Source organism: [Bacteroides] pectinophilus, assembly GCA_025146925.1.
Lineage (GTDB): Bacteria > Bacillota > Clostridia > Lachnospirales > Lachnospiraceae > Bacteroides_F > Bacteroides_F pectinophilus.
This window is the reverse complement of sequence record CP102260.1, coordinates 1,855,032-1,881,558: the sequence shown is the minus strand read 5'-3', so window position 1 is coordinate 1,881,558 and position 26,527 is coordinate 1,855,032. Positions and strand designations below refer to the sequence as shown.

25 protein-coding genes, 1 tRNA gene and 1 other RNA gene are annotated in these 26,527 nt (G+C 42.9%); 26 read left to right on the top strand and 1 reads right to left on the bottom strand.

Features of this window, described 5'->3' with window-relative positions:
- The first annotated feature begins 5 nt into the window (after positions 1-5).
- The 26 genes from NQ488_08820 to NQ488_08695 all read left to right on the top strand — a co-directional run bounded on the left by NQ488_08820 (position 6) and on the right by NQ488_08695 (position 22,056).
- The gene (locus NQ488_08820) at positions 6-752 is read left to right on the top strand and encodes an NfeD family protein (protein ID UWN94686.1); all 747 of its coding nucleotides are present in this window, start codon (positions 6-8) and stop codon (positions 750-752) included.
- 77 nt (positions 753-829) lie between these two features.
- Entirely contained in the window at positions 830-1,354 is a 525-nt protein-coding gene (locus NQ488_08815; GenBank protein UWN94685.1) for a hypothetical protein, read from the top strand.
- Positions 1,355-1,450: 96 nt separating this feature from the next.
- Positions 1,451-2,890 (top strand): SPFH domain-containing protein, encoded by a 1,440-nt coding sequence (locus NQ488_08810; protein ID UWN94684.1) that lies wholly within the window; start codon positions 1,451-1,453, stop codon positions 2,888-2,890.
- Positions 2,891-3,057: 167 nt separating this feature from the next.
- Positions 3,058-3,394, top strand: a transfer-messenger RNA (tmRNA) gene (gene ssrA, locus NQ488_08805).
- A gap of 126 nt (positions 3,395-3,520) precedes the next feature.
- The gene (locus NQ488_08800) at positions 3,521-4,063 is read left to right on the top strand and encodes a DNA-deoxyinosine glycosylase (protein ID UWN94683.1); all 543 of its coding nucleotides are present in this window, start codon (positions 3,521-3,523) and stop codon (positions 4,061-4,063) included.
- Positions 4,063-5,289, top strand: a complete 1,227-nt coding sequence (locus NQ488_08795; protein ID UWN94682.1) for a nucleotidyltransferase — start codon at positions 4,063-4,065, stop codon at positions 5,287-5,289. Before NQ488_08800 ends, NQ488_08795 begins: the two co-directional genes overlap by 1 nt.
- A 69-nt stretch (positions 5,290-5,358) precedes the next feature.
- A complete protein-coding gene (locus tag NQ488_08790; protein ID UWN94681.1) occupies positions 5,359-5,625 on the top strand; it encodes a DUF370 domain-containing protein in 267 nt (88 codons plus the stop codon).
- The gene (gene gmk, locus NQ488_08785) at positions 5,615-6,253 is read left to right on the top strand and encodes a guanylate kinase (protein UWN94680.1); all 639 of its coding nucleotides are present in this window, start codon (positions 5,615-5,617) and stop codon (positions 6,251-6,253) included. Before NQ488_08790 ends, gmk begins: the two co-directional genes overlap by 11 nt.
- Entirely contained in the window at positions 6,250-6,561 is a 312-nt protein-coding gene (gene rpoZ, locus NQ488_08780; protein ID UWN94679.1) for a DNA-directed RNA polymerase subunit omega, read from the top strand. The genes gmk and rpoZ overlap by 4 nt, the downstream gene beginning before the upstream one ends.
- 284 nt (positions 6,562-6,845) lie before the next feature.
- Positions 6,846-6,917: transfer RNA gene (locus tag NQ488_08775), tRNA-Glu, on the top strand.
- Positions 6,918-7,117: 200 nt separating this feature from the next.
- Positions 7,118-7,990 carry a DUF368 domain-containing protein gene (locus NQ488_08770; protein ID UWN97135.1) on the top strand — a complete coding sequence of 291 codons (873 nt, stop codon included), beginning with the start codon at positions 7,118-7,120 and terminating at the stop codon, positions 7,988-7,990.
- Positions 7,991-8,087: 97 nt separating this feature from the next.
- The gene (locus NQ488_08765; protein ID UWN94678.1) at positions 8,088-8,555 is read left to right on the top strand and encodes a ribosome maturation factor RimP; all 468 of its coding nucleotides are present in this window, start codon (positions 8,088-8,090) and stop codon (positions 8,553-8,555) included.
- Positions 8,556-8,592: 37 nt separating this feature from the next.
- Positions 8,593-9,774: a transcription termination factor NusA gene (gene nusA, locus NQ488_08760; GenBank protein ID UWN94677.1), complete on the top strand. Its 1,182-nt coding sequence runs from the start codon at positions 8,593-8,595 to the stop codon at positions 9,772-9,774.
- Between the two features lie 67 nt (positions 9,775-9,841).
- Entirely contained in the window at positions 9,842-10,069 is a 228-nt protein-coding gene (locus NQ488_08755) for a YlxR family protein (protein ID UWN97134.1), read from the top strand.
- Positions 10,056-10,433, top strand: coding sequence for a ribosomal L7Ae/L30e/S12e/Gadd45 family protein (locus tag NQ488_08750; protein UWN94676.1), 378 nt, complete (start codon positions 10,056-10,058; stop codon positions 10,431-10,433). Before NQ488_08755 ends, NQ488_08750 begins: the two co-directional genes overlap by 14 nt.
- Before the next feature lie 18 nt (positions 10,434-10,451).
- Positions 10,452-13,340, top strand: a complete 2,889-nt coding sequence (infB, locus tag NQ488_08745; GenBank protein ID UWN94675.1) for a translation initiation factor IF-2 — start codon at positions 10,452-10,454, stop codon at positions 13,338-13,340.
- 29 nt (positions 13,341-13,369) lie between these two features.
- The gene (gene rbfA / locus NQ488_08740; protein UWN94674.1) at positions 13,370-13,768 is read left to right on the top strand and encodes a 30S ribosome-binding factor RbfA; all 399 of its coding nucleotides are present in this window, start codon (positions 13,370-13,372) and stop codon (positions 13,766-13,768) included.
- Between the two features lie 51 nt (positions 13,769-13,819).
- Entirely contained in the window at positions 13,820-14,779 is a 960-nt protein-coding gene (locus NQ488_08735) for a bifunctional oligoribonuclease/PAP phosphatase NrnA (GenBank protein UWN97133.1), read from the top strand.
- Positions 14,772-15,707, top strand: a complete 936-nt coding sequence (gene truB, locus NQ488_08730; protein UWN94673.1) for a tRNA pseudouridine(55) synthase TruB — start codon at positions 14,772-14,774, stop codon at positions 15,705-15,707. The genes NQ488_08735 and truB overlap by 8 nt, the downstream gene beginning before the upstream one ends.
- Positions 15,708-15,718: 11 nt before the next feature.
- A complete protein-coding gene (locus NQ488_08725) occupies positions 15,719-16,642 on the top strand; it encodes a bifunctional riboflavin kinase/FAD synthetase (GenBank protein ID UWN94672.1) in 924 nt (307 codons plus the stop codon).
- Between the two features lie 129 nt (positions 16,643-16,771).
- On the top strand, positions 16,772-17,038 hold the full coding sequence (gene rpsO, locus NQ488_08720) for a 30S ribosomal protein S15 (protein UWN94671.1): 267 nt from the start codon (positions 16,772-16,774) through the stop codon (positions 17,036-17,038).
- 183 nt (positions 17,039-17,221) lie between these two features.
- Positions 17,222-19,312, top strand: a complete 2,091-nt coding sequence (locus NQ488_08715; protein UWN94670.1) for a polyribonucleotide nucleotidyltransferase — start codon at positions 17,222-17,224, stop codon at positions 19,310-19,312.
- Positions 19,313-19,338: 26 nt separating this feature from the next.
- Positions 19,339-19,758, top strand: coding sequence for an HIT family protein (locus NQ488_08710; GenBank protein ID UWN94669.1), 420 nt, complete (start codon positions 19,339-19,341; stop codon positions 19,756-19,758).
- A gap of 24 nt (positions 19,759-19,782) precedes the next feature.
- Positions 19,783-20,529, top strand: coding sequence for a YebC/PmpR family DNA-binding transcriptional regulator (locus NQ488_08705; protein UWN94668.1), 747 nt, complete (start codon positions 19,783-19,785; stop codon positions 20,527-20,529).
- A 168-nt stretch (positions 20,530-20,697) separates the two neighbouring features.
- Positions 20,698-21,546, top strand: coding sequence for a PilZ domain-containing protein (locus NQ488_08700; GenBank protein ID UWN94667.1), 849 nt, complete (start codon positions 20,698-20,700; stop codon positions 21,544-21,546).
- An 18-nt stretch (positions 21,547-21,564) separates the two neighbouring features.
- The gene (locus NQ488_08695) at positions 21,565-22,056 is read left to right on the top strand and encodes a hypothetical protein (protein UWN94666.1); all 492 of its coding nucleotides are present in this window, start codon (positions 21,565-21,567) and stop codon (positions 22,054-22,056) included.
- 66 nt (positions 22,057-22,122) lie between these two features.
- Here NQ488_08695 and NQ488_08690 read toward each other — a convergent pair whose 3' ends face one another.
- Entirely contained in the window at positions 22,123-26,361 is a 4,239-nt protein-coding gene (locus NQ488_08690; GenBank protein ID UWN94665.1) for a 2-hydroxyacyl-CoA dehydratase, read from the bottom strand.
- Positions 26,362-26,527: the final 166 nt, after the last annotated feature.

Here is a 26,527-nt window from a genome sequence, read left to right as displayed (position 1 = left end):
AAGATATGACAGAGTGGTGGAATGCATTGGATATGTTTCAGAAAGTTCTGTATTGTGTGGCAATACCTTCTACACTGATTCTGGTTATTCAGACTATACTTGTACTCTTTGGGATAGGTCATGGAGGAGAGGGTGTCAATTACAGTGATACATCAGGAATAGATTTTGACAGTGATGCATTGTCCGGAGGATTTCATGACGCAGGAGGATTCGATGCAGGAAGCATGGATGTTCCTGATTTTAACGGACATGAAGTGCTTAATCATGATGCTATCGGACACGAAGCCATGAATCATGACATGAATGCTGACAGCGTCAGTCATGAGGGAACTAATCCGGCAGATGCGGGCAGCCTGAGAATATTTACAATACAGACGGTAATGGCGTTCCTGTGTGTATTCGGATGGACTGCATCGGTTATGTACGCTTCGGACGGAAGCTCACTTAAGGCATCAGCGGTCGGGTTTATATTCGGAGCGGCAGCAATGTATCTTATAGCAAAGCTTGCACAGCAGACAGCAAAGCTTACTGCGAACGGAACATTTAATCCTAAGAATGCAATTGGTGCAGAGGGAAGCGTGTATATACCGATTCCTGCCAATTCATCAGGTAACGGCAAGGTTAATATTGTTGTACAGGGAAGCCTTATGGAATGTGATGCAATGACGGAAGAGCATGAACAGCTTTCTACAGGGACCAAGATAAGAGTTACGGATATTGTCGGTGATGTGCTTGTTGTTGAGCGTGTCTGACTGTAGACAGTATATTGCATTTATGCTACACTGATAAAAAGCTGTAATATTAAGGATATGTGGGAGGCATCTGGCTTATGGCAGGACCTAACGGCAATGATGTATTCTGGCAGGACAGGGCCGCCAGAGACAACAGTGATTATAACGGCTCGGGAAGCAATGCAGGGTTCTATGATGAGAGGGTGGAACGCAGACAGAGATTTTCTTCAATAAAAGCATATATACTTTTTATTGCAATATGTCTGTTCCTTATTTTTATAACATCATGTGTGCTTGCCGGAGACATAAAGTTAAGAAGAGGCAATTCGGTAGAAGTGCCTTATGACAGGATTAATGGCGTTGCATATGTATATGACAGCGATAATAAAATCTATGCAGTGGGAATTGATGCACTGTCACAGCTTAAGGGAGACAATGTAGTTCTTTATTATACCGGGGATAACATTGCGTCGGCAAAACCGGTAACGGTTGTGTGGTTCTATGTTGTTATGTATATGGCATGGATTGCAATACTTATATTTCTGATATTTGCAGCATGGAAGAAGTTCCACGGAAGCCATCATGCAGTTGAACACACAGGCAAATCACGGTTTGATGATTAACCGCATTAATGCGGATGACATCTGACCTGATATATTATGTGCCAGCGCTGCGGCACAGACAAAATAATATATGACAGCGCAGAAATGAGGAGAAGTATGGCAATTTTAGTAGGAATCTGTATCATAGTCTTGCTGCTTTTTGCAGCACTGGCTGCAATCTTTTCAAGATATCGTAAGTGTCCTTCTGACAAGGTGCTCGTTATCTATGGTAAGGTAGGAACTGATAAGAACGGACAGCAGCGTTCGGCAAAGTGCGTGCATGGTGGTGCGGCATTTATCGTTCCTGTTATTCAGGCATATCAGTATATGGACCTGACACCTATATCAATCAATGTTGATCTGCGTAATGCACTTTCTAAGCAGAATATCCGTGTAGATGTTCCTTCAAGATTTACAGTAGGTATATCTACAGAGCCTGCGGTTATGCAGAATGCGGCAGAGCGTCTTCTTGGTCTTAAGATGAGCGAGATTCAGGAGCTTGCCAAGGATATTATTCTCGGTCAGTTAAGACTTGTTATTGCAACAATGGAGATTGAAGAGATTAATGCAGACCGTGATAAGTTCCTGTTATCAGTGTCTAATAATGTAGAGATAGAGCTTAAGAAGATAGGTCTTCGTCTTATCAATGTTAACGTGACTGACATCAATGATGAGTCGGGATATATCGATGCACTTGGTAAGGAAGCAGCAGCTAAGGCTATCAATGATGCTAAGAAGAGTGTTGCTGAGAAGGATAAGGATGGTGAGATTGGTCAGGCCAATGCACATCGCGAACAGCGTATTCAGGTGGCAGCAGCAGACGCAGCGGCTATTCAGGGCGAGAATGCCGCAAGAATCGAGATAGCACAGTCTGATGCCAACCGCCGTGAGAAGGAAGCCGAGGCACTTAAGGTTGCAACTGCAGCTGAGGCAGTTCAGGCAGCCAAGGCCAAGGAAGAAGCTTATATAGCACAGAAGGAAGCAGAGCAGACAAGAGCAGATCTTGAAAGAGCTACGCAGCAGGCTGATATAATTGTCAAGGCACAGATTCAGAAGGAACAGGCTGAGATTGAGGCTGAGGCTGCTGCGGAAGTTGTACGCCGTAAGGCAAAGGGTGATGCTGATGCCATATATGCCAAGATGGAAGCACAGGCCCGCGGTGCTCAGGAGATTCTTTCAAAGCAGGCTCAGGGTATGCGTGATCTTGTGGCTGCGGCAGGCGGAGATCCGGATTCAGCAGTCAAGCTTATTGTTGCTGATAAGATTCAGGAACTTATGCAGATTCAGGTTGATGCAATCAAGAATATCAAGATTGACAAGGTTACTGTATGGGATTCCATGAATGGCAAGGACGGAACTCCTACAACAGCTAACTTTCTGTCAGGAATGATGAAGTCAATTCCACCTATGAACGAGATGTTCAAGCAGGCAGGAATGGAACTCCCAAGCTATCTGGGCAAAGAGCTGAACGAGGTTGATTCAGTTGTTAAAGAAACTATGGCTGAGAAAGCCGGTGAAATGAAGAAAACTGCAGCTGATGAGGCAGAAGATAAGTAAGCCGGATTATATAATCAACTTGTAATGCCGGTGTTTTCCTGCTGCATTATAATCGTATGATAATCGATATAAGCGGAAAATATCGGCATTTTTGTCAAAAACACTTGACGTTTTGAATATAATGATATAAATTAGTTATAATCTTTATGACTTATCATTAATGATAAGGGGTAGTAAAGGTTTCGACAGGGGTTTTGAAACTGGTGAAGCTATTCGCAGGTGATGCGTCAAATCACAACCTAAATATAAACGCTAATAACGATTTAGCTTACGCTGCCTAATCGCAGCTGTCACTGTTAAGTGTCCTACAGCTTAGCTTTGGCATCGACTTTGTAGGGAACATTATCTGCAAAGCTTTGAGCAGGTAATAGATTTATGAAGCTACTGAAGGTGCAAGAGTGTTGGTTTTCGTGTACCGGAGGGAATGTCAAATAATCAACTATGATAGTAGAAGAACAGTGAATGAGCTTTTGGACACGGGTTCGACTCCCGTCTACTCCATTATAACTTAACAGGTTGGGATAACGGTATTGTATATACATTAAGCTATATGCAATGCCGTTATTTAATGTATTCATGCTTGAGGCTGTAATTTCAATATTGGGAATATTTTTTGGTGAGGTGTGAAAATTGTATACAGAAAAACTGACATCAGTAAAGCATCCGTTTGAACCGGTTGTGGATAAGGACAGCAGAATACTGATACTCGGAAGCTTTCCGTCTGTAAAATCGCGCGAGAATATGTTTTATTACGGGCATCCACAAAACAGGTTCTGGAGAATGCTTGCAGATATAGTAAAGGCAGATGTCCCACAGACGATAGAGGACAAGAAGAATCTTATACTCAGTAACGGATTTGCTTTGTGGGATACGCTTGCAATGTGTGAGATACATGCCTCGGCGGATTCAAGCATCAGACATGAAGTGCCTAATGATATTCCGGGACTTGTTAAGCAATACGGCATAGAGGCTATAATGTTTAATGGAAATGCTGCGTACAGATATTTTGAAAAGTATTACGGTAAGGATGATGGGCTTGAGGGTATAATTAAAAAAGCACTTCCGTCCACGTCACCTGCCAATGCAGCGTGCAGCTATGAACGGCTTGTTGGCGAATGGGGAAGTGCTGTGAATGAGTTGAAAGAGAAGATATTGAAGGAGAAGAGATATTAATGAAGGCAGTTGGTCTTGTTGCTGAGTATAACCCTTTCCATGAAGGGCATATGTATCATATTGAGCAGGCTAAAAAGATTACCGGAAGTGATGTAGCTGTAGTTGTCATGAGCGGAGATTTTGTCCAGCGCGGAGAACCGGCAATTGCAGACAAGTATACAAGGGCAGCTATGGCGCTGAAGGGAGGCGCAGACCTTGTTATAGAGCTGCCGGCGCTTTATGCGACGGCAAGTGCGGAACGCTTTGCATTTGGAGCGGTGAGTATTCTGCACTTTATGGGGATAGATTCCATATGCTTTGGAAGTGAGCTGGGTGATGCCGGGATGCTTGAGACTATAGCGGGGATACTGTATGAGGAACCGGCAGGGTATTCTGAGGCAATCAAAAGATATATATCTAATGGGGATTCATTTCCGAAGGCAAGGTGCAATGCTCTTGCAGAATATATTGAAGCTGAAGGAATACAGGGAGTTGATGCAGCGGTGCTTGATTTCCCTAATAATCTGCTTGGAATTGAATATATAAAAGCAGTAAAAAGATTTTCATCTTCTATGGAGATATGCACAATACAGCGCAAAGGGCAGGGCTATAATGATATATCTGTGCCGGGCGGAGAAAATGCATCTGCGGCAGCAATAAGAAATATGCTTACAGGAGATAAAAGAGGAGATGAAGCGGTTGACAGAATCCCTGCGTGTGCAAGGGATATTTTCAGGGAAGCTGTTGATAACGGAATGATTATGACACCGGATGACTTTTCGTATCTTCTTAATTATAAGATATATTCGATTATGAGGGATGACTCTGCGCTGCTTCTTAATTACTCTGATGTAGGAATGCAGCTTGCTAATAAGATTTCCAGGCTCTACGGCAAAGAGCACTTTGACGGAAGCTGGAAAGAACTTATAATGAAGCTTAAGAGCCGCGAACTTACTTATACAAGGATAAGCAGGGCACTTACACATATACTGCTGGATATTAAGCTTGATGCTTGGAATAATCCGCCGCAGTATGCAAGAATACTTGGATTTGATAAGGCAGGAAGCGATTATCTCAAAGCGATACGCAAGACCTGCGCAATACCTCTTATAACTAAGGTTGCAGATGAATCATGGCTACTTAAGGATGATATATATGCAGCGGATGTTTATAATCAGACAGTTTTTGAAAAATGCGGTATCAGGATTGAAAATGATTTCAGGCACGGAATCATAAGAATACTGTAAAATATCTTGATTGTTGGCCTGATATTGTGTATAATACCATAATTAGGGGTCGTATCAGTGAGGTTGTGAATGACAAAGTTAGTTAATATTGGATTTGGCAATATAATTAATGCGGATAAGATTGTTACGATGGTTACTCCGGATTCAGCACCTTCTAAGAGGCTTGTTCAGACAGCCAAAGAGGAAGGCCGCATTATTGATGCAACACAGGGAAGAAGGACAAGGGCTGTCATAGTGATGGACAGTGGCAATGTGGTTCTTTCTTCACTTTTACCGGATACGATTGCCGGACGTCTTAATTCAATGACAGAAACGGAGGCAAGGCATGAAGCGTAGAGGATTGTTAATTGTACTGTCGGGTTTTTCGGGTTCCGGTAAGGGAACGGTTGTGAAGAGTCTTCTTCAGAAGTATGACAATTATGCTCTGTCGATATCGGCGACAACAAGACAGCCAAGACCGGGAGAGGTTGACGGAAGAGAATATTTTTTCAAGACCAGGGAAGAGTTTGAGCAGATGATAGTTGAAGATAAGCTGCTTGAGCATGCGCAATATGTTGATAATTATTATGGAACTCCAAGAGATTATGTGGAACATAAGCTTGAGGACGGCTTTGATGTCATACTGGAGATTGAGATTCAGGGGGCATTGAAGATCAGAGAAAAATTTCCTGATACAGTTCTGATGTTTTTGATGCCGCCTACTGCTGATGAACTTAAAAAAAGACTTGAGGGCAGAGGCACTGAAGATGAGGCGACGATTAAAAAGAGACTGCTCAGGGCGGTCGAAGAGTCGCAGGGCGTCGAAGAGTATGATTATATAGTTATCAATGATGTGCTCGATGACTGTGTTGAACAGATACATGAGATTATAGGCAATGAACATTGCAAGGCATCCAATAATCTGGAGAAGATTAATCAGTTTAGAGATGAGCTTACTAATATGTGGAAAGGAGATATACGATGATACATCCATCTTATGCAGATTTAATGAAGGTAGTTAACCAGAATGTTGAGGAGGGCGAGGAGCCGGTAGTACAGAGCCGTTATTCAATCGTGCTTGCAACTTCCAAGAGAGCAAGAGAGATTATTGCCGGTGATGAACCTCTTATTGAAGGTACTAAGGGAATGAAACCACTTTCAATTGCAGTTGAAGAGTTATACGAAGGCAAGATTAAGATTATTTCAGATGACGAGGAAGATGAAAAAGAAGAAGCAATTATCAATGCAGGCGCGAGTGCAGTATTTGATGATACTTCAGAGGATGAAGAGTAGCTTTTATATAATATCCTGACACCTGAGATGAATATGCACTTCTGATGGTGTGATTAATATCCTGATGACCTTTGATTTTAATCACTGTATATCATTGGAAGTGCAATTTTAATGTATATTACAATACTTAAAATTGCAGGTTTTATCGGCTTTGCATGACATCGGAACACTTTTTTGAAAAAATTTTAAAAAAATTAAAAAAAGTGCTTGCATTTTGTAAAAGGATGTAGTATTATAAACAAGTCGCAAGAAACGGCAATAAAATAAAAGAAATAAAGCGTTAAGGCCAATTGGTCAAGAGGTTAAGACGCCGCCCTCTCACGGCGGAATCAGGGGTTCGATTCCCCTATTGGCTACTAAGAAGCCTGCATGAATATCATGCAGGCTTTTTTTGTACCTGCGTTTAAAGCAAGCTTAATTATATCTTAATTAAATATGCATTGACAGTATTTGTATCATAATGATAACATTACTAAGGTGCTGAACTACATGCAGTGCATAAAATTTAATTAAGAAGGGAAAAGCTATGTTAATCAGAGTGCTTGGAGGATTCCTTATGGCTCTTGCGGACAGTGTTCCGGGAGTATCAGGCGGTACAATCGCATTCCTTATGGGAATCTATGATGAGTTTATTGGCTCACTCAACAACATTGTTTCAAAGGACAAGGAAAAGAGAAAGGCAGCTGTGCTGTTTCTTGTTAAGCTGGGTTCAGGATGGATAATAGGTATGGCAATGGCATCTATTATTATCAACCAGATTTTTGAGAAGCATATATATAATATCAGTTCGCTGTTTATAGGATTTGTGCTTTTTGCAATGCCTATAATCATTATGGAAGAAAAAGAATCCATTGTGGGCAGATACTATAATATAGTATTCAGTTTAATCGGAGCGGCAGTAGTAGTTGCTGTTGCATATTTCTCGGTGCATGGCGTGCTGGGTAACGGAATAGATCTTGCCTGGGGACATTTTGGATTGGGAGTAGGCATATATCTGTTTGTTACGGCAATGTTTGCAATATCAGCAATGGTACTGCCGGGAATATCGGGCTCAACACTGCTTCTGGTGTTTGGTCTGTATCAGGCGGTTATAGGCGCGGTTTCTTCGTTTTTTAAACTTGACTTCACATATCTTCCGGCACTTATAATATTCGGATGCGGAGTTATAGCAGGTGTCCTTACTGTGGTTAAGGTGTTAAGTTATGGACTTAAAAAGAAGAGAAGTGCAATGATGTACTTTATCCTTGGAATGATGATTGGCTCGTTCTATGCGATAGCTATCGGACCTGCTTCACTTAAGGAAAATCCGCAGCCGCCAATGACATTGGAAACATTCAATGTATGGTTCTTTCTTATCGGAGGAGTTGTAATATTCGGTCTGCAGTTTCTTAAGGCAATGGTGGATAAACGCGATGCTGCAAAAAAGTAGTTGCATTTTATGGTAATATGAGTTAGTATAGTAGAGTAGGTTAAGGAGTGGGCGCAAGTCCACTCCTTCATTTTTGAGATGATGAAAGGAACTGTGTATGTCAAAAAGAGAAACATATGAGAAGAAGACGGAAGAACTCATAACCCCGCTTATAGATGCGGAAGGCTTTGAGCTTGTTGATGTTGAGTATGTCAAAGAAGGTGCTGACTGGTATCTCAGAGTGTATATTGATAAGGATGGCGGCATTACGGTTAATGACTGTGAGAAGATAAGCCGTGCGTTTAATGAGATACTTGACAGGGAAGACTATATTGACGATGCTTATATCTTCGAGGTAAGTTCGCCGGGACTTCTCAGACCGCTTAAGAAGGATAAGGATTATCAGAGAAATCTTGGTAAGCTCCTCGAAGTAAAATTGTTTGCCCCGCTTAACGGAGTTAAGGAATTTGAGGCGGAACTTAAGAGCTATGATAAGGAAAGTGCTACGCTTGTCATGGATGACGACACAGAGGTAACTGTAAAGAGGTCTGAGATATCACTTATAAGACCTGCAATAGAATTTTAATAGTACAGATTAATCAGATTGAGGAGGAAACAGTAAAATGAACAAAGAATTAATTGGAGCACTTGATGCTTTGGAGAAGGAGAAAGGAATCAGCAAGGATATACTTATAGAGGCTATCGAGAATTCTCTTATAACAGGATGCAAGCAGCATTTTGGCATAACAAAGGATGATGGCATTGTTGTAAGAATTGACCGTAACACAGGAGATTTCCGTGTATTTATTACTAAGAGAGTAGTTGAGCATGTTGAGGATCCTGTTGAGCAGATTTCACTTGAAGATGCAGTTAAGATTAATTCAAAGGCACAGATCGGTAACGGAATTAATGTAGAGATTAAGTCGGAGGACTTCAGCAGAATCGCAGCCCAGAAGGCTAAGGGAATTATTCTTCAGAGAATCAGGGAAGAGGAGAGAAAGTCAGTATATTCTGAGTACGCAATGAAAGAAAAGGATATCGTAACAGGTATCGTACAGCGTATCAACGGAGATAAGATAAGTATTAATCTTGGTAAGATGGATGCAGTACTTCTTCCTAAGGAGCAGGTCAAGGGTGAGGTATTCGTACCGACAGAGAGAATCAAGCTTTATGTTGTAAGTGTTACTGACACTGCCAAGGGAGTAATCGTTAAGGTGTCGAGAAGTCATCCGGATCTTGTTAAGAGACTGTTTGAGTCAGAGGTTACAGAAGTTAAGGACGGAACTGTTGAGATTAAGGGAATTGCAAGAGAGGCAGGATCAAGAACTAAGATGGCTGTGTGGTCTAACAATCCTGACGTTGATCCTGTAGGAGCATGTGTAGGCCTTAACGGTGCACGTGTTAATGCGATTGTCAATGAACTCCGTGGTGAGAAGATTGATATTATCAACTGGAGTGAGAATCCTGCAATTCTCATTGAGAATGCACTCAGCCCTGCAAAGGTAGTATCCGTTATAGCCGATGACGAAGAGAAGACGGCACAGGTCGTAGTTCCTGATTACCAGCTTTCACTTGCAATCGGTAAGGAAGGGCAGAATGCAAGGCTTGCAGCAAGACTTACAGGTTTCAAGATTGATATCAAGAGTGAATCACAGGCAAGAGAAGCCGGAGAATATGAAGGCTACAACGAAGAGTCATATGATGATGACGCTGAATATTCAGAGAATATGAATGATGCACTTCCGGACGAAGACATCCAGGATGGAGATGTTGAGGAAGAAGCAGGTAACGAAGAACTGGAATAAAAATAGGAGTGAGAGTTTGAGCACAGTAAAGAAGATACCGCAAAGACAGTGCGTAGGCTGTCAGCAGATGAAGAGCAAAAAAGAAATGATTCGAGTACTTCATACAGCTGAGAATGAATTTATTCTTGATCCGACAGGCAAGAAGAGCGGAAGAGGCGCATATATATGTCCTGATGCCGAATGTCTTAATAAGGCGATTAAGAATAAGGGGCTGGAGCGTTCATTCAAGCAGGCTATTCCAAAGGAAGTATATGAGAATCTTCAGAAGGAGTTGGCTGAGATTGAGAACAGATAAGATTTTATCAATGCTTGGACTTGCCAAGAAGGCCGGGAAACTGGCCGGTGGCGAATTCTCGGTTGAAAAGGCAGTTAAGAGTGGCAGAGCGGCAGTCGTTATTGTTGCGGCAGATGCATCACAAAATACACACAAATTATTCATAAACATGTGTACATTCTATCAGGTACCGTGCTATTTATACAGCAGTAAGGAAGAACTCGGGCATGCGCTTGGAAGAGATATTCAGGCTTCGGTTGCGGTTCTTGATGATGGATTTGCAGATGCAATAGAGAAGAGACTTTTGCAGGCAGGCGTTGAACAGTCTGTTGCGGAGTACGAAGAATTTGAAGATGATGACACGGATGAATTTGATAGAATGTGAGGAAGGTGATTTTTATTTATGAGAATTCATGAATTAGCTAAAGAAATTAATGTCCAGAGCAGTGATATTATAGATGCACTTAAGGGCATTGACAAGGATAAGGATTATAAGCCGGCAAGCGGGATTAAGGATGATGATATTCCTAAGGTAAAGGCGAGCCTTGCAAAGTCAGGCAAGTATGTTCAGGCAGGAGCAACAAAGAATGGTAATGCACCGCATGCACCTGCTAATGCATCACAGCAGACTAAGAGCGCCCAGCCTGCACAGGCAAGAACTGAGCAGCCTGCACAGCCTAAGACACAGAATCAGCAACAGTCAGCAAGACCACAGAATCAGAACGGTCAGGGACAGAATCAGGACGGAGAGAAGAAGTCACGTATAACACAGGTATATAATCCGCAGAACAGCACAAGAAATCGTGACGGACAGGGCGGCTACAACAGAGATAACAGAGACCGTAACGGACAGGGCGGTTACAACAGAGATAACCGTGACCGCAACGGACAGGGCGGTTACAACAGAGATAACAGAGATCGTAACGGACAGGGCGGTTACAACAGAGATAACAGAGACCGTAACGGACAGGGCGGCTACAACAGGGATAACCGTGACAACCGTAACGGACAGGGCGGCTACAACAGGGATAACCGTGACAACCGTAACGGACAGGGCGGCTACAACAGGGATAACCGTGACAACCGTAACGGACAGGGCGGCTATAACAGAGATAACAGAGATCGTAACGGACAGGGCGGCTACAACAGGGATAACCGTGACAACCGTAACGGACAGGGCGGCTACAACAGGGATAACCGTGACAACCGTAACGGACAGGGCGGCTACAACAGGGATAACCGTGACAACCGTAACGGACAGGGCGGCTATAACAGAGATAACAGAGGCGGCGGTCAGGGAAGCTTCAACCGTGATAACAGAGGCGGACAGGGCGCAAGAAGAGATGACCGCAGACGTGATACTATCCAGGAAGATTTTACATTTGAGCAGAAGCCGGATAGCAGAAGACCGGACAGCCGTAAGAATGATCGCAATAATGACCGTAAGAATCAAAGAGACAGAGATTCAAAAGAGAATCTTAAGTTCGCTAACCAGAAGAAGAATACTCCTGCAAAGCCTGTAGAGAAGGAAGAGACAATTAAAAACCTCATTCTTCCTGATACACTGACAATCAAGGAACTTGCAGATAAGATGAAAGTTCAGCCGGCAGCTGTTGTTAAGAAGCTGTTTCTTCAGGGAAAGGTAGTTACTATCAATCAGGAGATTGATTACGATACAGCAGAGGAGATTGCACTTGAGTTCAACTGCATCTGTGACCATGAAGTGAAGGTTGATGTTATAGCAGAGCTTCTTAAGGAAGATGAAGAAGATCCTGCAACACTTGTTACAAGACCACCTGTAGTCTGCGTAATGGGTCATGTTGACCATGGTAAGACTTCTCTTCTTGATGCAATCCGTTCAACTAATGTTACAGCCAAGGAGTCCGGCGGCATCACACAGAAGATTGGTGCTTATACAGTAGAGATTAACGGACAGAAGATTACATTCCTTGATACTCCGGGACACGAAGCATTTACAGCAATGCGTATGCGCGGTGCACAGTCAACTGATATTGCAATCCTTGTTGTTGCGGCAGATGACGGTGTAATGCCACAGACAGTAGAAGCTATCAACCATGCCAAGGCAGCAGGAATTGATATAATTGTTGCAATTAATAAGATTGATAAGCCTAATGCCAATATTGAAAGAGTTAAGCAGGAACTTACAGAATATGAACTTATTCCTGAAGACTGGGGCGGAAGCACAATATTCTGTCCGGTATCTGCACATACTAAGGAGGGTATTGATAATCTCCTTGAGATGATTCTTCTCGATGCGGAAGTGCTTGAACTTAAGGCTAATCCTAACCGTAAGGCAAGAGGTCTTGTGATTGAGGCACGTCTTGACAAGGGCAAGGGCCCGGTTGCCAATATCCTTGTACAGAAGGGTACTCTCCATGTAGGAGACAATGTTGCTGCCGGTTCATGCTATGGCAAGATTCGTGCAATGACTGACGATAAGGGTAACAAGGTTAAGTCAGCAGGCCCTTCTACACCTGTAGAGGTACTCGGACTTAATGATGTTCCTAATGCCGGTGAGATTATTGTTGCAACAGAGAATGATAAGGAAGCAAGAAACTTTGCTGAGACATTCATCAGAGAAGGAAGAGAGAAGCTTCTTGATGATACTAAGGCTAAGCTTTCACTTGATGATCTGTTCAGCCAGATTCAGGCAGGTAATGTTAAGGAGCTTAATCTTATTGTTAAGGCTGATGTACAGGGTTCTGTTGAGGCGGTTAAGAGCAGTCTTCTCAAGCTTTCTAATGAAGAAGTTGTTGTTAAGATTATCCATGGCGGTGTTGGTAACATTAATGAATCTGATGTTACACTTGCTTCAGCATCTAATGCCATCATTATCGGCTTCAATGTAAAGCCTGATAATCAGGCACATGCTGTTGCTGACCGTGAGAAGGTTGATATCCGCCTGTATAAGGTAATCTACAATGCCATCGAGGATGTTGAGGCAGCACTTAAGGGTATGCTTGAGCCTAAGTACGAGGAGAAGGTTACAGGTAAGCTTGTTGTACGTCAGACATACAAGGCTTCAGGTGTAGGTGTAATTGCAGGTTCATATGTACTTGACGGTTATATCACACGTAATGCATCCGTACGTCTTAAGAGAGATGATGAGACTATATATGACGGTCCTCTTGCATCACTTAAGAGATTCAAGGATGATGTTAAGGAAGTTAAGGAAGGCTATGAGTGTGGTATTGTTCTTGAGAAGTTCAACGACATCAAAGAGGATGATACTATGGAAGCTTACGAGATGGTTGAGATTCCAAGACAGTAATATTGTGATAATCAGAAATGGAGAATGATATGCGTAAAAACAGTATTAAGAATACACGTATCAATGGCGAAGTTCAGAGAGAGTTGAGCAATATTATCCATAATGAGATTAAGGATCCGCGAATCCACCCGATGACATCTGTCGTGACGGTGGAGGTCGCACCTGACCTTAAGACATGTAAGGCATATATAAGTGTCCTCGGAGACGAAAAAGCACAGCAGGATACGATTGCCGGTCTTAAGAGCGCAGAAGGATATATCAGAAGGGAACTTGCACATACGGTTAATCTGAGAAATACGCCTGAGATAAGATTTATACTTGATCAGTCAATTGAGTACGGAGTAAGAATGTCACGTCTTATTGATGAGGTTAACGCAGGTCTTGAAGACGGCGGTGATGAGGATGAAGAGAACTTATCAGAACAGTAACGGAAATGAACAATAATAGCAGGAATGAAGAACAGACAGGAGGACAGCCATATGAATATTGCAGAAGAACTGGCGGGTGCAAAGACTGTGGGAATTACGGGACATGTACGTCCTGATGGTGACTGCGTAGGCTCATGCATGGGATTATACAATTATATTATTGATAATATGCCTGGTATTCAGGTGGATGTATATCTTGAAAAGCCTGGTGATGAATTCGGCTATATCAATGGAATTGATGAGATAAAGCATGAAGCGGATGACAAGGCGCACGATGTATTTTTTGTGCTTGACTGTTCGGACGTGGAAAGATTCAAGCCGTTTGTAAAGTGCTACAATAATTCGGTTAAGAAGATATGCCTTGACCATCATGTGAGCAATGGCGGTTTTGCAGATGCATCAGTTATTATGCCGGATGCAAGCTCTACATGTGAAGTACTGTACGGAACACTTGATGACAGTCTTATAAGTAAGAATACGGCTGAATGCATATATACGGGAATTATTCATGATACCGGCGTGTTCAAATACAGCTGTACATCTGCTGATACAATGACTATCGCAGGACGCATGATGGAAAAGGGCATTGCATATTCGGATATAATAGACAACAGCTTTTATAAGAAGACGTATAACCAGAACCAGATTCTTGGAAGAGCTCTTCTTGAAAGCGTGCTTTTCTACGATGGTAAATGCATTTTTTCAGCTGTTAACAGAAAAACCATGGATTTTTATGGCGTGGATGGCAAGGCGCTCGGTGGCATTATTGAACAGTTAAGACTTACTGATGGTGTTGAAGTCGCAATATTTCTATATGAGACCGGCATTCATGAATACAAGGTCAGCCTGCGCTCGAAGAGCTATATTGATGTCAGCAGGATAGCAATGCATTTTGGCGGCGGCGGACATGTACGTGCTGCCGGATGCACAATGCATGGAACGGTTCACGACATTATAAATAACATCGGAGCACAGCTTGAACTGCAGATGGGAAAGAAAATATATGATTAATGGCGTCATAAATATCTACAAGGAAAAAGGATATACATCACATGATGTCGTTGCAAAGTTAAGGGGCATCCTGCATCAGAAAAAGATAGGCCATACGGGGACACTTGACCCTGATGCCCAAGGGGTTCTCCCGGTATGCTTAGGCAAGGCGACGAGGATGTGTGATATGCTTACTGACTGGAATAAGACATATGAGGCTGTTATGCTGCTTGGGCAGACCACGGATACACAGGATACGTCAGGCAATGTTATCAGAATGTGTGAACCTGAGACAGATGCACGAAAGATAATGGATGCAATAGACAGCTTTGTAGGAGACTATGAGCAGATACCTCCGATGTATTCTGCACTTAAGCATAATGGCAGAAAGCTTTATGAGCTTGCAAGGCAGGGAATAGAGGTTGAACGCAAACCAAGGCATGTAAGAATAGAATCAATCAGGGTGAACGAGCTTAATGTTCAGGAGCATACTGTCAGAATGACAGTAGAATGTTCAAAAGGAACATACATAAGAGCACTTTGCAATGATATAGGAGACAGACTTGGATGCGGTGCATGTATGAAGGAGCTTACACGTACGTCGGTAGGCTGCTTTAATACAGATAATGCGCTTACACTTGGAAGTGTTCAGGCAAAAGTCCTGCTTGGCGATATAGCAGACAATATTATACCGATAGATGCAATATTCAATAAATATCGTGCCATACATGGGTGTGAGCGTGCTGATGCTGCGCTTCATAATGGCAATATGATACCTGTGACTGAGGAATATATTGCAGTAGAAGGGGAAGCAGCTGCACACGATGACGAGAGCTTCAGGATGTACGATTCCTGCGGAATATTCGTCGGGATATACAGACACGCAGAAGGCCGTCTTGTGCCTGTTAAGATGTTTTATGATGCCGGTGAGGCAGCAGGGGATAATTGAGGAGCAGATGAATGAGATACATTCATGATACTGATAAGTTTACAATTGAAGGTGCTACTGTTGTGACGCTTGGCAAGTTTGACGGCGTACACAAAGGTCATCAGAAGCTGCTTGCAACGGTAAGGGATAAGGCTTCCGGATATGGTGCAATGTCAGCAGCATTTACATTTGACCATATACCGGTAAGTCTTAGCAAGACTCCGGGACAGAGCTATATCATGACCAATGCTGAGAGAAGAAGCTTTATAGAGAGTCTTGGCATAGATATTCTGGTTGAGTATCCATTTACAAGTGAGTTTATGAATACGGAGCCTGAAGTATTTGTTGAAGATATAATAAGAAAAAGTCTCAAAGCAGTGTGTGTTGTGGTAGGCCCGGATTATACATTCGGCAAAGGCGGCCGCGGTAATGTACAGATGCTTGCGGATATGGCGGATGAAGCCGGATTTGAACTTGTTGTTGTCCCAAAAGAATGTTATGAAGAACGTGAGATAAGCAGCACGTTTGTCAGGGAAGAACTTCAGGTAGGACATATGGAAACTGTCAATATGCTCCTCGCAAGACCATACTCGGTTAACGGCGTTATTGCGAAGGGAAGCCAGATTGGCAGGACAATGAACCTTCCTACGATTAATATATACCCACCGGCAGGAAAACTGCTTCCGCCTAATGGTGTATATGCATCTGTTACAATACTCGGCGGAAAAAGCTTTTATGGAGTTACCAATGTAGGCATCAAGCCTACCGTAAAGGACAATGCCGAGATTAGTGTTGAGACATTCCTGTTTGATTTTGATGAAGATGTATACGGAGTGAATGTGGAAGTACAGCTCAGGCATTTTCAGAGACCTGAGATGAAGTTTGATAATATTGAGGCGCTGCATAAGCAGATAGATGCCGATGCACAGTTCGCAAGACAGCTGTTTATGATTTAAAAAAATGCTTGAAAATGCATACACTGTGTGATATATTAAATGAGTATGTGAGCCGATATTCAGGCAAAGGATACTCCAGCCTTGTCTTAATATCAGGTGATTAATATTATTTTTAAGGAGGAAATCACGATGATTTCAAAGGAAAAGAAGGCAGAGATTATTGCTGCATACGGTAGAACTCCACAGGATACAGGTTCACCTGAGGTTCAGGTAGCTATCCTTACAGAGAGAATTAACGAGCTTACAGAGCATCTTAAGGTTAATGCTAAGGATCACCATTCAAGAAGAGGACTTCTTAAGATGGTTGGTAAGAGAAGAGCTTTGCTTGAGTACCTCAAGAAGGATGATATCGATGCTTACCGTGCTTTGATTGAGCGTTTAGGACTCAGAAAGTAATTGCAGATTAGAGGCGGGAGACATTCCGCCTCTTTTTTCGTAAGTATGGTAACAGAAGTTTATCCCGAGACCACTGAAATACATACTTTTGCCGGATTTTGGCACACTATGTGGTCCAAGTGTGTATTTCAGTTGTTTCGGAGCTTCTGTCTATTAATAAATAATCAGAAAAGGAGAATGGAAATGTACAAGAGTTATTCAATGGAAATTGCCGGCAGAACACTTACTGTTGATGTTGGCAGAGTGTGTGCACAGGCTAACGGTGCAGCACTTATGCATTACGGTGATACTGTTGTTCTTTCAACAGCAACAGCATCAAAGGAGCCAAGAGAGGGAATTGATTTCTTCCCACTCAGCGTAGAATATGAGGAGAAGCTTTATGCGGTAGGTAAGATTCCGGGTGGCTTCAACAAGAGAGAAGGCAAGGCATCAGAGAATGCAATCCTTACATCAAGAGTGATTGACCGTCCTATGAGACCTCTGTTCCCTAAGGATTACCGTAACGATGTTACTCTTAACAATATGGTAATGTCAGTAGATCCTGAGTGCCGCCCTGAGCTTGTTGCCATGCTTGGTGCTTCAATTGCCACATGTATATCTGATATCCCATTTGACGGGCCATGTGCTATGACACAGCTTGGTATGATTGATGGTGAATTTGTTGTCAATCCTTCACAGGAGCAGTGGAAGAATGGTGATTTGAGACTTACGGTTGCTTCTACAAGCCAGAAGGTAATCATGATTGAGTGTGGAGCTAATGAAGTTCCGGAAGCCAGGATGATTGAGGCTATCTACAAGTGCCACGAAGTAAACCAGACAATTATTGAGTTTATCAATAAGATTGTAGCCGAGGTTGGCAAGCCAAAGCATTCATATGAGAGCTGCGCTATCCCACAGGAGATGTTCGATGCAATGAAGGCAATCGTAACACCTGAGGAGATGGAAGTTGCAGTATTCACAGATGACAAGCAGACAAGAGAAGCTAACATCGATGCAATAACAGAGAAGTTCAAGGAAGCCTTTGCTGATAATGAGGAATGGCTTGCAATCCTTGGCGAAGCTGTATACCAGTATCAGAAGAAGACTGTAAGGAAGATGATTCTTAAGGACCACAAGAGACCTGATGGACGTGCTATCACACAGATTCGTCCGCTTGCAGCAGAGATTGACCTTATTCCGAGAGTTCACGGCTCGGCTATGTTCACAAGAGGACAGACACAGATCTGCGATGTTGTAACACTTGCGCCTTTATCAGAGGCACAGAAGGTAGACGGACTTGATGAGAATGTTACAGCTAAGAGATATATTCATCACTATAACTTCCCTTCATACTCAGTAGGTGAGACAAAGCCTTCAAGAGGACCGGGACGTCGTGAGATTGGACATGGAGCACTCGCAGAGAGAGCACTTATACCTGTACTTCCGTCAGAGGAAGAGTTCCCATATGCAATCCGTGCCGTATCCGAGACATTTGAGTCTAACGGTTCAACATCAATGGCATCAACATGTGCTTCCTGTATGTCACTTATGGCAGCCGGTGTACCTATTAAGAGAATGGTAGCAGGTATATCATGTGGTCTTGTTACGGGAGACACAGACGACGATTATATCGTACTTACTGATATTCAGGGACTTGAAGATTTCTTTGGCGATATGGACTTCAAGGTAACAGGTACTACAGAAGGTATCACAGCTATTCAGATGGATATCAAGATTCACGGACTTACAAGACCGATTGTTGAAGAGGCTATTGCAAGAACAAGAGAAGCAAGACTTTTCATCATGGATACATGTATGAAGCCTGCAATTGCGGAGCCACGTAAAGAGGTTGGCAAGTACGCTCCTAAGATTATCCAGACAAAGATTGATCCTGCAAAGATTGGTGACGTTGTAGGCCAGCGCGGTAAGACAATCAATGCGATTATTGAAGAGACAGGCGTTAAGATTGATATTAACGATGACGGCTTCGTATCTATCTGTGGTGTTGAGAGCGAAGGAATGCAGAAGGCACTGAAGTATATCAATACTATCGTTACAGACTTTGAAGAAGGACAGATATTTGAAGGTAAGGTTGTAAGCATCAAGGAGTTCGGTGCATTTATCGAATTCGCACCTGGTAAGGAAGGTATGGTACATATCTCTAAGATTGCCAAGGAAAGAATCAATCATGTTGAGGATGTGCTTACACTTGGTGATACAGTCCGCTGCATATGCCTCGGCAAGGACAAGATGGGAAGAATAAGCTTCAGCATCAAGGACTGCCCTGCTGAATAATATAAAGAGTTAAAAGGAGAATGGTTATGATAGATAACAATTGCGCATATTGCGTTGAGGGAGAACTTGTAGCAAAGTTCGGAATTAAGATTTGTGAGCTTGAGACATCTAAGGTATATCTTTTCAAAGAGCAGAGTCATCCGGGAAGATGTATTGTTGCACATAAGAAGCATGTAGGTGATATGAATGAGCTTACAGCTGAAGAGAGAGCTGCATATTTTGAGGATGTTGCAAGAGTTGCCAGAGCAATTATGGCAGCCTTCCATCCGGATAAGGTGAATTATGGCGCTTATGGTGACACAGGCCACCATCTGCATTTCCACCTCACTCCTAAGTATAAGGACGAGTTTGAATGGGGCGGTGTGTTCCTTATGAACCCGGACAGAAAGTATCTTACAGATGCTGAATATGCAGATATGATTGAGAAGATTAAGGCTAATCTTTAATAAGTAGTTTGAGGAGTTTGTTTTATGTCAGGACATTCAAAATTTGCTAATATAGCACATAAGAAGGCTGCTAATGATGCAGCAAAGGGAAAGATATTTACAAGAATCGGTAAGGAAATCATGGTTGCAGTTAAAGAGGGCGGCCCTGATGTGAACAATAACAGTAAGTTAAGAACTGTTGTTGCCAAAGCTAAGGCTAACAATATGCCTAACGATACAATTGAGCGTGCTATTAAGAAGGCTGCAGGTTCAGATGCGTCTAATTATGAGTCAGTTGTATATGAAGGCTATGGTCCAAGCGGTTCGGCAATTATTGTCGAGGCGCTTACAGATAACCGTAACCGTGCTGCTTCTAATATCAGAAGCGCATTTACAAAGGGCGGCGGAAGCATCGGTACTCCGGGCTGTGTATCTTTCATGTTTGATGATAAGGGACTTATAATCGTATCTAAGGAAGAATGCGATATGGATGCAGATGACCTTATGATGATAGCACTTGATGCAGGCGCTGATGATTTTTCAGAGGAAGATGACAGCTTTGAGATAACAACTGCTCCTGACGATTTTGAGACAGTACGTCAGGCTCTTGAGGAGCAGAAGATACCTATGGCATCAGCCGAGGTAACAAAGATTCCGCAGAATTATGTTGAGCTTACATCAGAAGAGGATATCAAGAAGATGAACAGAATACTTATGCTTCTTGATGAGGATGATGATGTTCAGAATGTATACCATAACTGGGATGCACCGGCTGAGGATGATGAAGAGTAATATGCCGTTGAAGCAGACATATGATTTTTAGTATCTGCATACCGCATGAAAGACTATTGTGCAGTCTTTTGTGCGGTATTTTATTTTGTTGAACAATTGAAACAATTGTGATATATTTATAGATAAATGATACTATAGTCGTAAAAGGATGAGAAAGGTGGACGCCAGATGAAACTGACTGAGATACGTCAGGGGGAGGAGATAACTCTTGAAGTTATCATTAACGGGGCGCGATATGAATTCAAGTCAGATATGGTAGATGCAGCTGATGGGGGAGGCATATACGCATCACCGGTAAGAGTACAGGATAAGGTTTTAAGCTTTGCATCAGACAGAATCGTTGTGAATCTGGTCCTTAACAGGCAGAATCATCCACCGGTAGTATGGCGGAGAATCAGAGTTGAGACAACTGTATATAAGAAGAATACTTTATATAGAATTACATCGGTTACAACCGGACTTGAAGAGAACAGAAGAAGTGCATTCAGGCTTCCGCTCGGACTTCAGGGTGTTGCACAGATAGGTGCCAACAGGAAAGCAAGCGATGTAATGGTACAGGATATAAGTGAGTCGGGATTTTCAATTGTTGCAAAGGATGACATAGAGAATTCAGATGGTCTTATAGTAAGACTGGTATTCAGCGATGACGGTGCCAGCATGTCACTTACAGGCCTTGTTGTACGTAAGGTCGTATATGGCGAGGAGAAGGTGCTGTATGGGTGCAAGCTTAATAATAAGGTTGTGGCACTCTCAAGATATATTAATGAGAGACAGCGTAAGCAGATTCTTAAGCAGAAAGAAGTGACTCTTGAGCAGGGAAAGATTGTAGGTTACGGAGACTTAAGAGGTAAGGCACAGAATGCGGCTGATGACAGGAAGGGTGATGCAATAAGAGGACTTTCTGATGGCAGCGCAGACAGGATAAAAAGTGACAGATACCGCAATGTCAATCTTAATGAAGGTGACCATAAGAATATTAATTATGACAGATATAAGAATCTTAATCTTAATGGATGATGGAAGGGGTTGATTGTTATGGCTTTGCCAAAATCAAAGTCTGCCGGGAGTGGTGAGACAGATGAACGAAAGATTAAGGCACAGAGATATGAACGTACTAAGATATGTCCTGACTGTGGAACTAATATGAAGTATATGTTCGGAGAACAGTTTAAGTGTCCTAAGTGTGGAAGAACTGAACTGTCGGATTTTGGCAGGGTGAAGGAATTCCTTGAAAAAGCAGGACCACAGCCGGCGATTATTATAAGCGACGAGACGGGGGTATCGCTTGAATATGTTAATATGCTCTTAAGACAGGGAAGGATAGAGATACCTGATGGTTCGGATACATATATAAAGTGCCAGAAGTGCGGGACAGATATCAGGTATGGAAGATATTGCCCTGACTGTATGCTTAAGATAGCCAAGTCGGTTAACGGCGTCATGTGGATGGAGGATGTCGGAGAGAAACCTACGCATAGAGGCGGGGAAGAGATGCGTTATCTTGATAAGATGAAGAAAAAGAGATAAAATAAAAATGTGGATATTCAATCAATGATAACGGATTGAATATCCACATTTTTTATATGTGACAGATTATTGCTGATTAAGCTGCTTCTGTGCTGTCGAGAGCATAAGCTTAATTCTGTTAAGCTGGTTAACTTCACTTGCACCCGGATCATAATCCACTGCGATTATGTTGGCATCAGGATATGCTGCACGGAGTTCTTTGATAACACCCTTACCTACAATATGGTTAGGAAGACATGCAAATGGCTGACAGCAGACAATATTAGGCACATTGTTATGGATAAGCTCTATCATCTCACCTGTAAGAAGCCATCCTTCACCGGTCTGGTTGCCTAATGATACGATATCTTTGGCAGCAGCTGATGTCTCCTTAATAGTTGACGGAGCTGTGAAGCGCCTGCTTGCTTGGAGCGCAGCCTTGGCATCCTTACGGAACCATTCAAGGAATGTAATAACAAAGTTGTTAATTATTGCTGACTTGGCAGGCGTTCCCAGATACTTATGCTTGAAGTTGGCATTCTCACAGCAGTAGAGAAGGAAGCCCATAAGGTCAGGCATTACAGCTTCTGCACCCTCTGATTCAAGCAGATCAACAAGATAATTGTTGGCTGAAGGAAGGAACTTAACAAGAATCTCACCTACGATGCCTACGCGGGGCTTCTTGATATCAAGAAGAGGAAGTTCGTCAAAATCCTTCACAATCGCATATATATTCTTCTTATATTCGCGCATGCTTACTTTGTCTTTTACAAGCTGTTCGACACAGATGTTCTTCCATTTCTCATGGAGAGCGTTGGCTGAGCCGGGAACAGCCTCATATGGACGTGTGCGGTACAGGACGTTCATAAATACGTCGCCGTACACAACTGCCATCATGGCCTTCTTAAGCATCATATAGTCGTATGAGAAACCTGAGTTAGTCTCAAGCCCCTGCGCACTGAGTGATATTACAGGAATCTCAGGATGTCCGGCCTTTATGAGGGCGCGTCTGATGAATCCGATATAGTTGGATGCACGGCATCCTCCGCCAGTCTGTGTTATGATTATGGCAGTCCTTGTGAGGTCGTATCTGCCGGAAAGGACTGCGCTCATTATCTGGCCTACAACCATAAGTGAAGGGTAGCAGGCATCATTATTAACATATTTGAGTCCAACGTCAATAGATGACTTGTTATCATTGTCAAGCACTTCAAAATTATATCCGCATGATGAAAGTGCCGGGCCTAACAGGTCAAAATGTATAGGTGACATCTGAGGGCAGAGAATAGTATAGTTCTTGCGCATCTCAGGTGTGAATTCCACGCGCTTGAAAGCAGGGGATTCAATGTGTCTCTTGTAGTGCCTGGAATCACGTACACGGAGTGCTGCGATAAGTGAACGTACACGGATTCTGGCAGCACCAAGGTTGTTAACCTCATCAATCTTAAGGACGGTGTAAATCTTGCCTGCCTTAGTAAGGATGTCATTGACTGCATCTGTGGTTACGGCATCAAGACCGCAGCCGAATGAGTTAAGCTGTATCAGGTCAAGGTTATCCTTAGTTGCAACATAACTTGCAGCAGCATAAAGTCTTGAATGATACATCCACTGATCCATTACGATAAGAGGACGTTCAACCTTGCCGAGGTGTGAGATTGAATCTTCTGTAAGCACTGCGATACCAAATGAATTGATAAGCTCAGGGATACCGTGGTTAATCTCAGGGTCAATGTGGTAAGGACGGCCGGCGAGAACTATTCCGCGCCTGCCTGTCTTCTCAAGGTACTCAAGAGTCTCCTCACCCTTCCTGCGGACATCGTCTTTTGCCTGAAGAAGCTCAAGCCATGCAGCCTTGGCGGCAGCCTTAATCTCCTTCTCAGGTATCTCAGCCCTGAATTCTTCTACAAGGCGCTTTGACATAACCTGAAGGCTCTCGAATGTAAGGAATGGGTTACGGAAATCTATGTGCTCAGTTACAAGCTCCTCTACGTTATTCTTTATATTCTCGGCATAAGAAGTAACGATTGGGCAGTTGTAGTGGTTGTTGGTATTCTCAATCTCCTTGTGCTCATATGGAATACAAGGATAGAAGATGAACCTGACGCCCTGTCTTATAAGCCATGTTACATGTCCGTGCGCAAGCTTAGCAGGATAACACTCTGATTCACTTGGAATTGATTCAATACCGAGCTCATAGAGCTTGTGGCTTGATTCAGGTGAGAGTACTACACGGTATCCGAGCTGTGTGAAGAATGTATACCAGAAAGGATAATTCTCATACATATTAAGAACACGCGGAATACCTACAACACCACGTGGAGCTTTATCGGCAGTAAGCGGCTCATAATCAAACAGCCTGTGAAGCTTATAATCAAAGAGATTAGGTATATTCTCCTTATTCTTCTCATGACCGAGTCCGCGTTCACAGCGGTTGCCTGTGATGAACTGGCGGCCACCGGAGAATCTGTTGATTGTAAGGTGGCAGTTGTTGGTACAGCCCTTACATCTTGTCATTCTTGTCTCAACTGTGAGTGCATTAATCTTATCGATGCTAAGCATTGAGGAATCAGAGATTCCGTCATAACGCTCGCGGGCGATAAGGGCAGCACCGAAAGCACCCATAATACCGGCAATATCCGGACGGATTACGGAGACGCCGGTAATCTTCTCAAAGCTTCTTAAAATGGCATCATTGTAGAAAGTACCGCCCTGTACAACGATATGTGAACCGAGATCCTTAGGGTCGGCAATCTTGATAACCTTATAAAGAGCGTTCTTTATTACTGAGTAAGCAAGACCGGCAGATATATCGGCAACTGATGCACCTTCCTTCTGAGCCTGCTTAACTTTTGAATTCATGAATACGGTGCAGCGTGTACCAAGGTCAATAGGATGCTCGGCAAAGAGAGCTTCCTGTGCAAAATCCGTAATTGAATAATTAAGTGACTTCGCAAATGTCTCTATAAATGAACCGCAGCCTGAAGAACATGCCTCATTAAGCTGGACACTGTCTACAGTCTGGTTCTTTATCTTGATGCATTTCATGTCCTGACCGCCGATATCTATGATACAGTCAACGTCAGGATCAAAGAATGCGGCTGCATAGTAATGGGAAACAGTCTCAACCTCGCCTTCATCAAGAAGAAGGGCAGCCTTAATAAGCGCTTCACCATAACCTGTTGAACAAGACTGCACAATCTTGGCGCGTGGAGGAAGCTTACTGTAAATATCCTTGATAGCCTTTATTGTTGTGGCAAGAGGATTACCGTTATTACTGCTGTAGAAGGAGTAGAGAAGGTCTCCGTTCTCAGCGACAAGTGCAACCTTGGTTGTTGTTGAACCTGCATCAATACCGAGATAACAGTTGCCTTCATATGCAGCAAGGTCACCGGTCTTAACCTTATGTACGTTATGTCTTGCGGTAAAGTCTGCGTAGTCAATCTCATTTTCAAAGAGAGGCTCCATGCGGGCAACTTCAAAATCCATCTTAATCTTGCCTGCAAGCTTCTTTATTATTGATTCTACGGGAACACATACGTCTTCCTTATAATTCATGGCAGAACCGACAGCTGCAAAAAGATGTGAATGGTCAGGAGCTATCGTCTGCTCGGGAGTAAGAGAAAGTGTTCTTACAAATGCAGCTTTAAGCTCTGAAAGGAAATGCAGAGGACCGCCAAGAAATGCAACATTGCCTCTGATTGGCTTACCACATGCAAGACCGCTTATTGTCTGGTTGACTACAGCCTGGAATATAGATGCTGCAAGGTCTTCCTTAGTAGCACCATCGTTGATAAGAGGCTGTATGTCTGACTTGGCGAATACACCGCATCTTGCGGCAATAGGGTATATTGACTTATAATTTTTGGCGTATTCATTCAGACCGCTTGCATCAGTCTGAAGAAGAGAAGCCATCTGGTCAATGAATGAGCCTGTACCACCTGCGCAGATACCATTCATACGCTGGTCAATTCCGTTAGTGAAATATATTATCTTGGCATCCTCGCCGCCAAGCTCTATGGCTACATCTGTCTGCGGAGCATAGTCCTGCAGTGCAGTAGATACAGCAACGACCTCCTGTGTGAAAGGCACTTCAAGATGCTTGGCAAGAGTAAGTCCGCCTGAACCTGTAATTACAGGGTATACATCAAATTCACCAAGCTCACTGACTGCTTTGGTAAGAAGTCCCTGCAGTGTCTCCTGGATATTGGCAAAATGCCGCTCATAATCAGAGAACATAATGTTGTTAGCTTCATCGATTACGGCAATCTTGACGGTAGTTGAACCGATGTCGATACCGAGTCTGTATGTTTTGCTGATTGAATTCATTAAATAACCTCCCATAATAAATAGGAAACGAAATCCTGATTTATGCAATATTTCTCATTATATTACTCGGTGTCGAAATTAGCAAGTTAAAGTCAAATGTTTATCAAATGTTTATTAGTTTATTGAAATTTTGAAATTATTGCCTGCCTGCCCTTTATTGACGTAG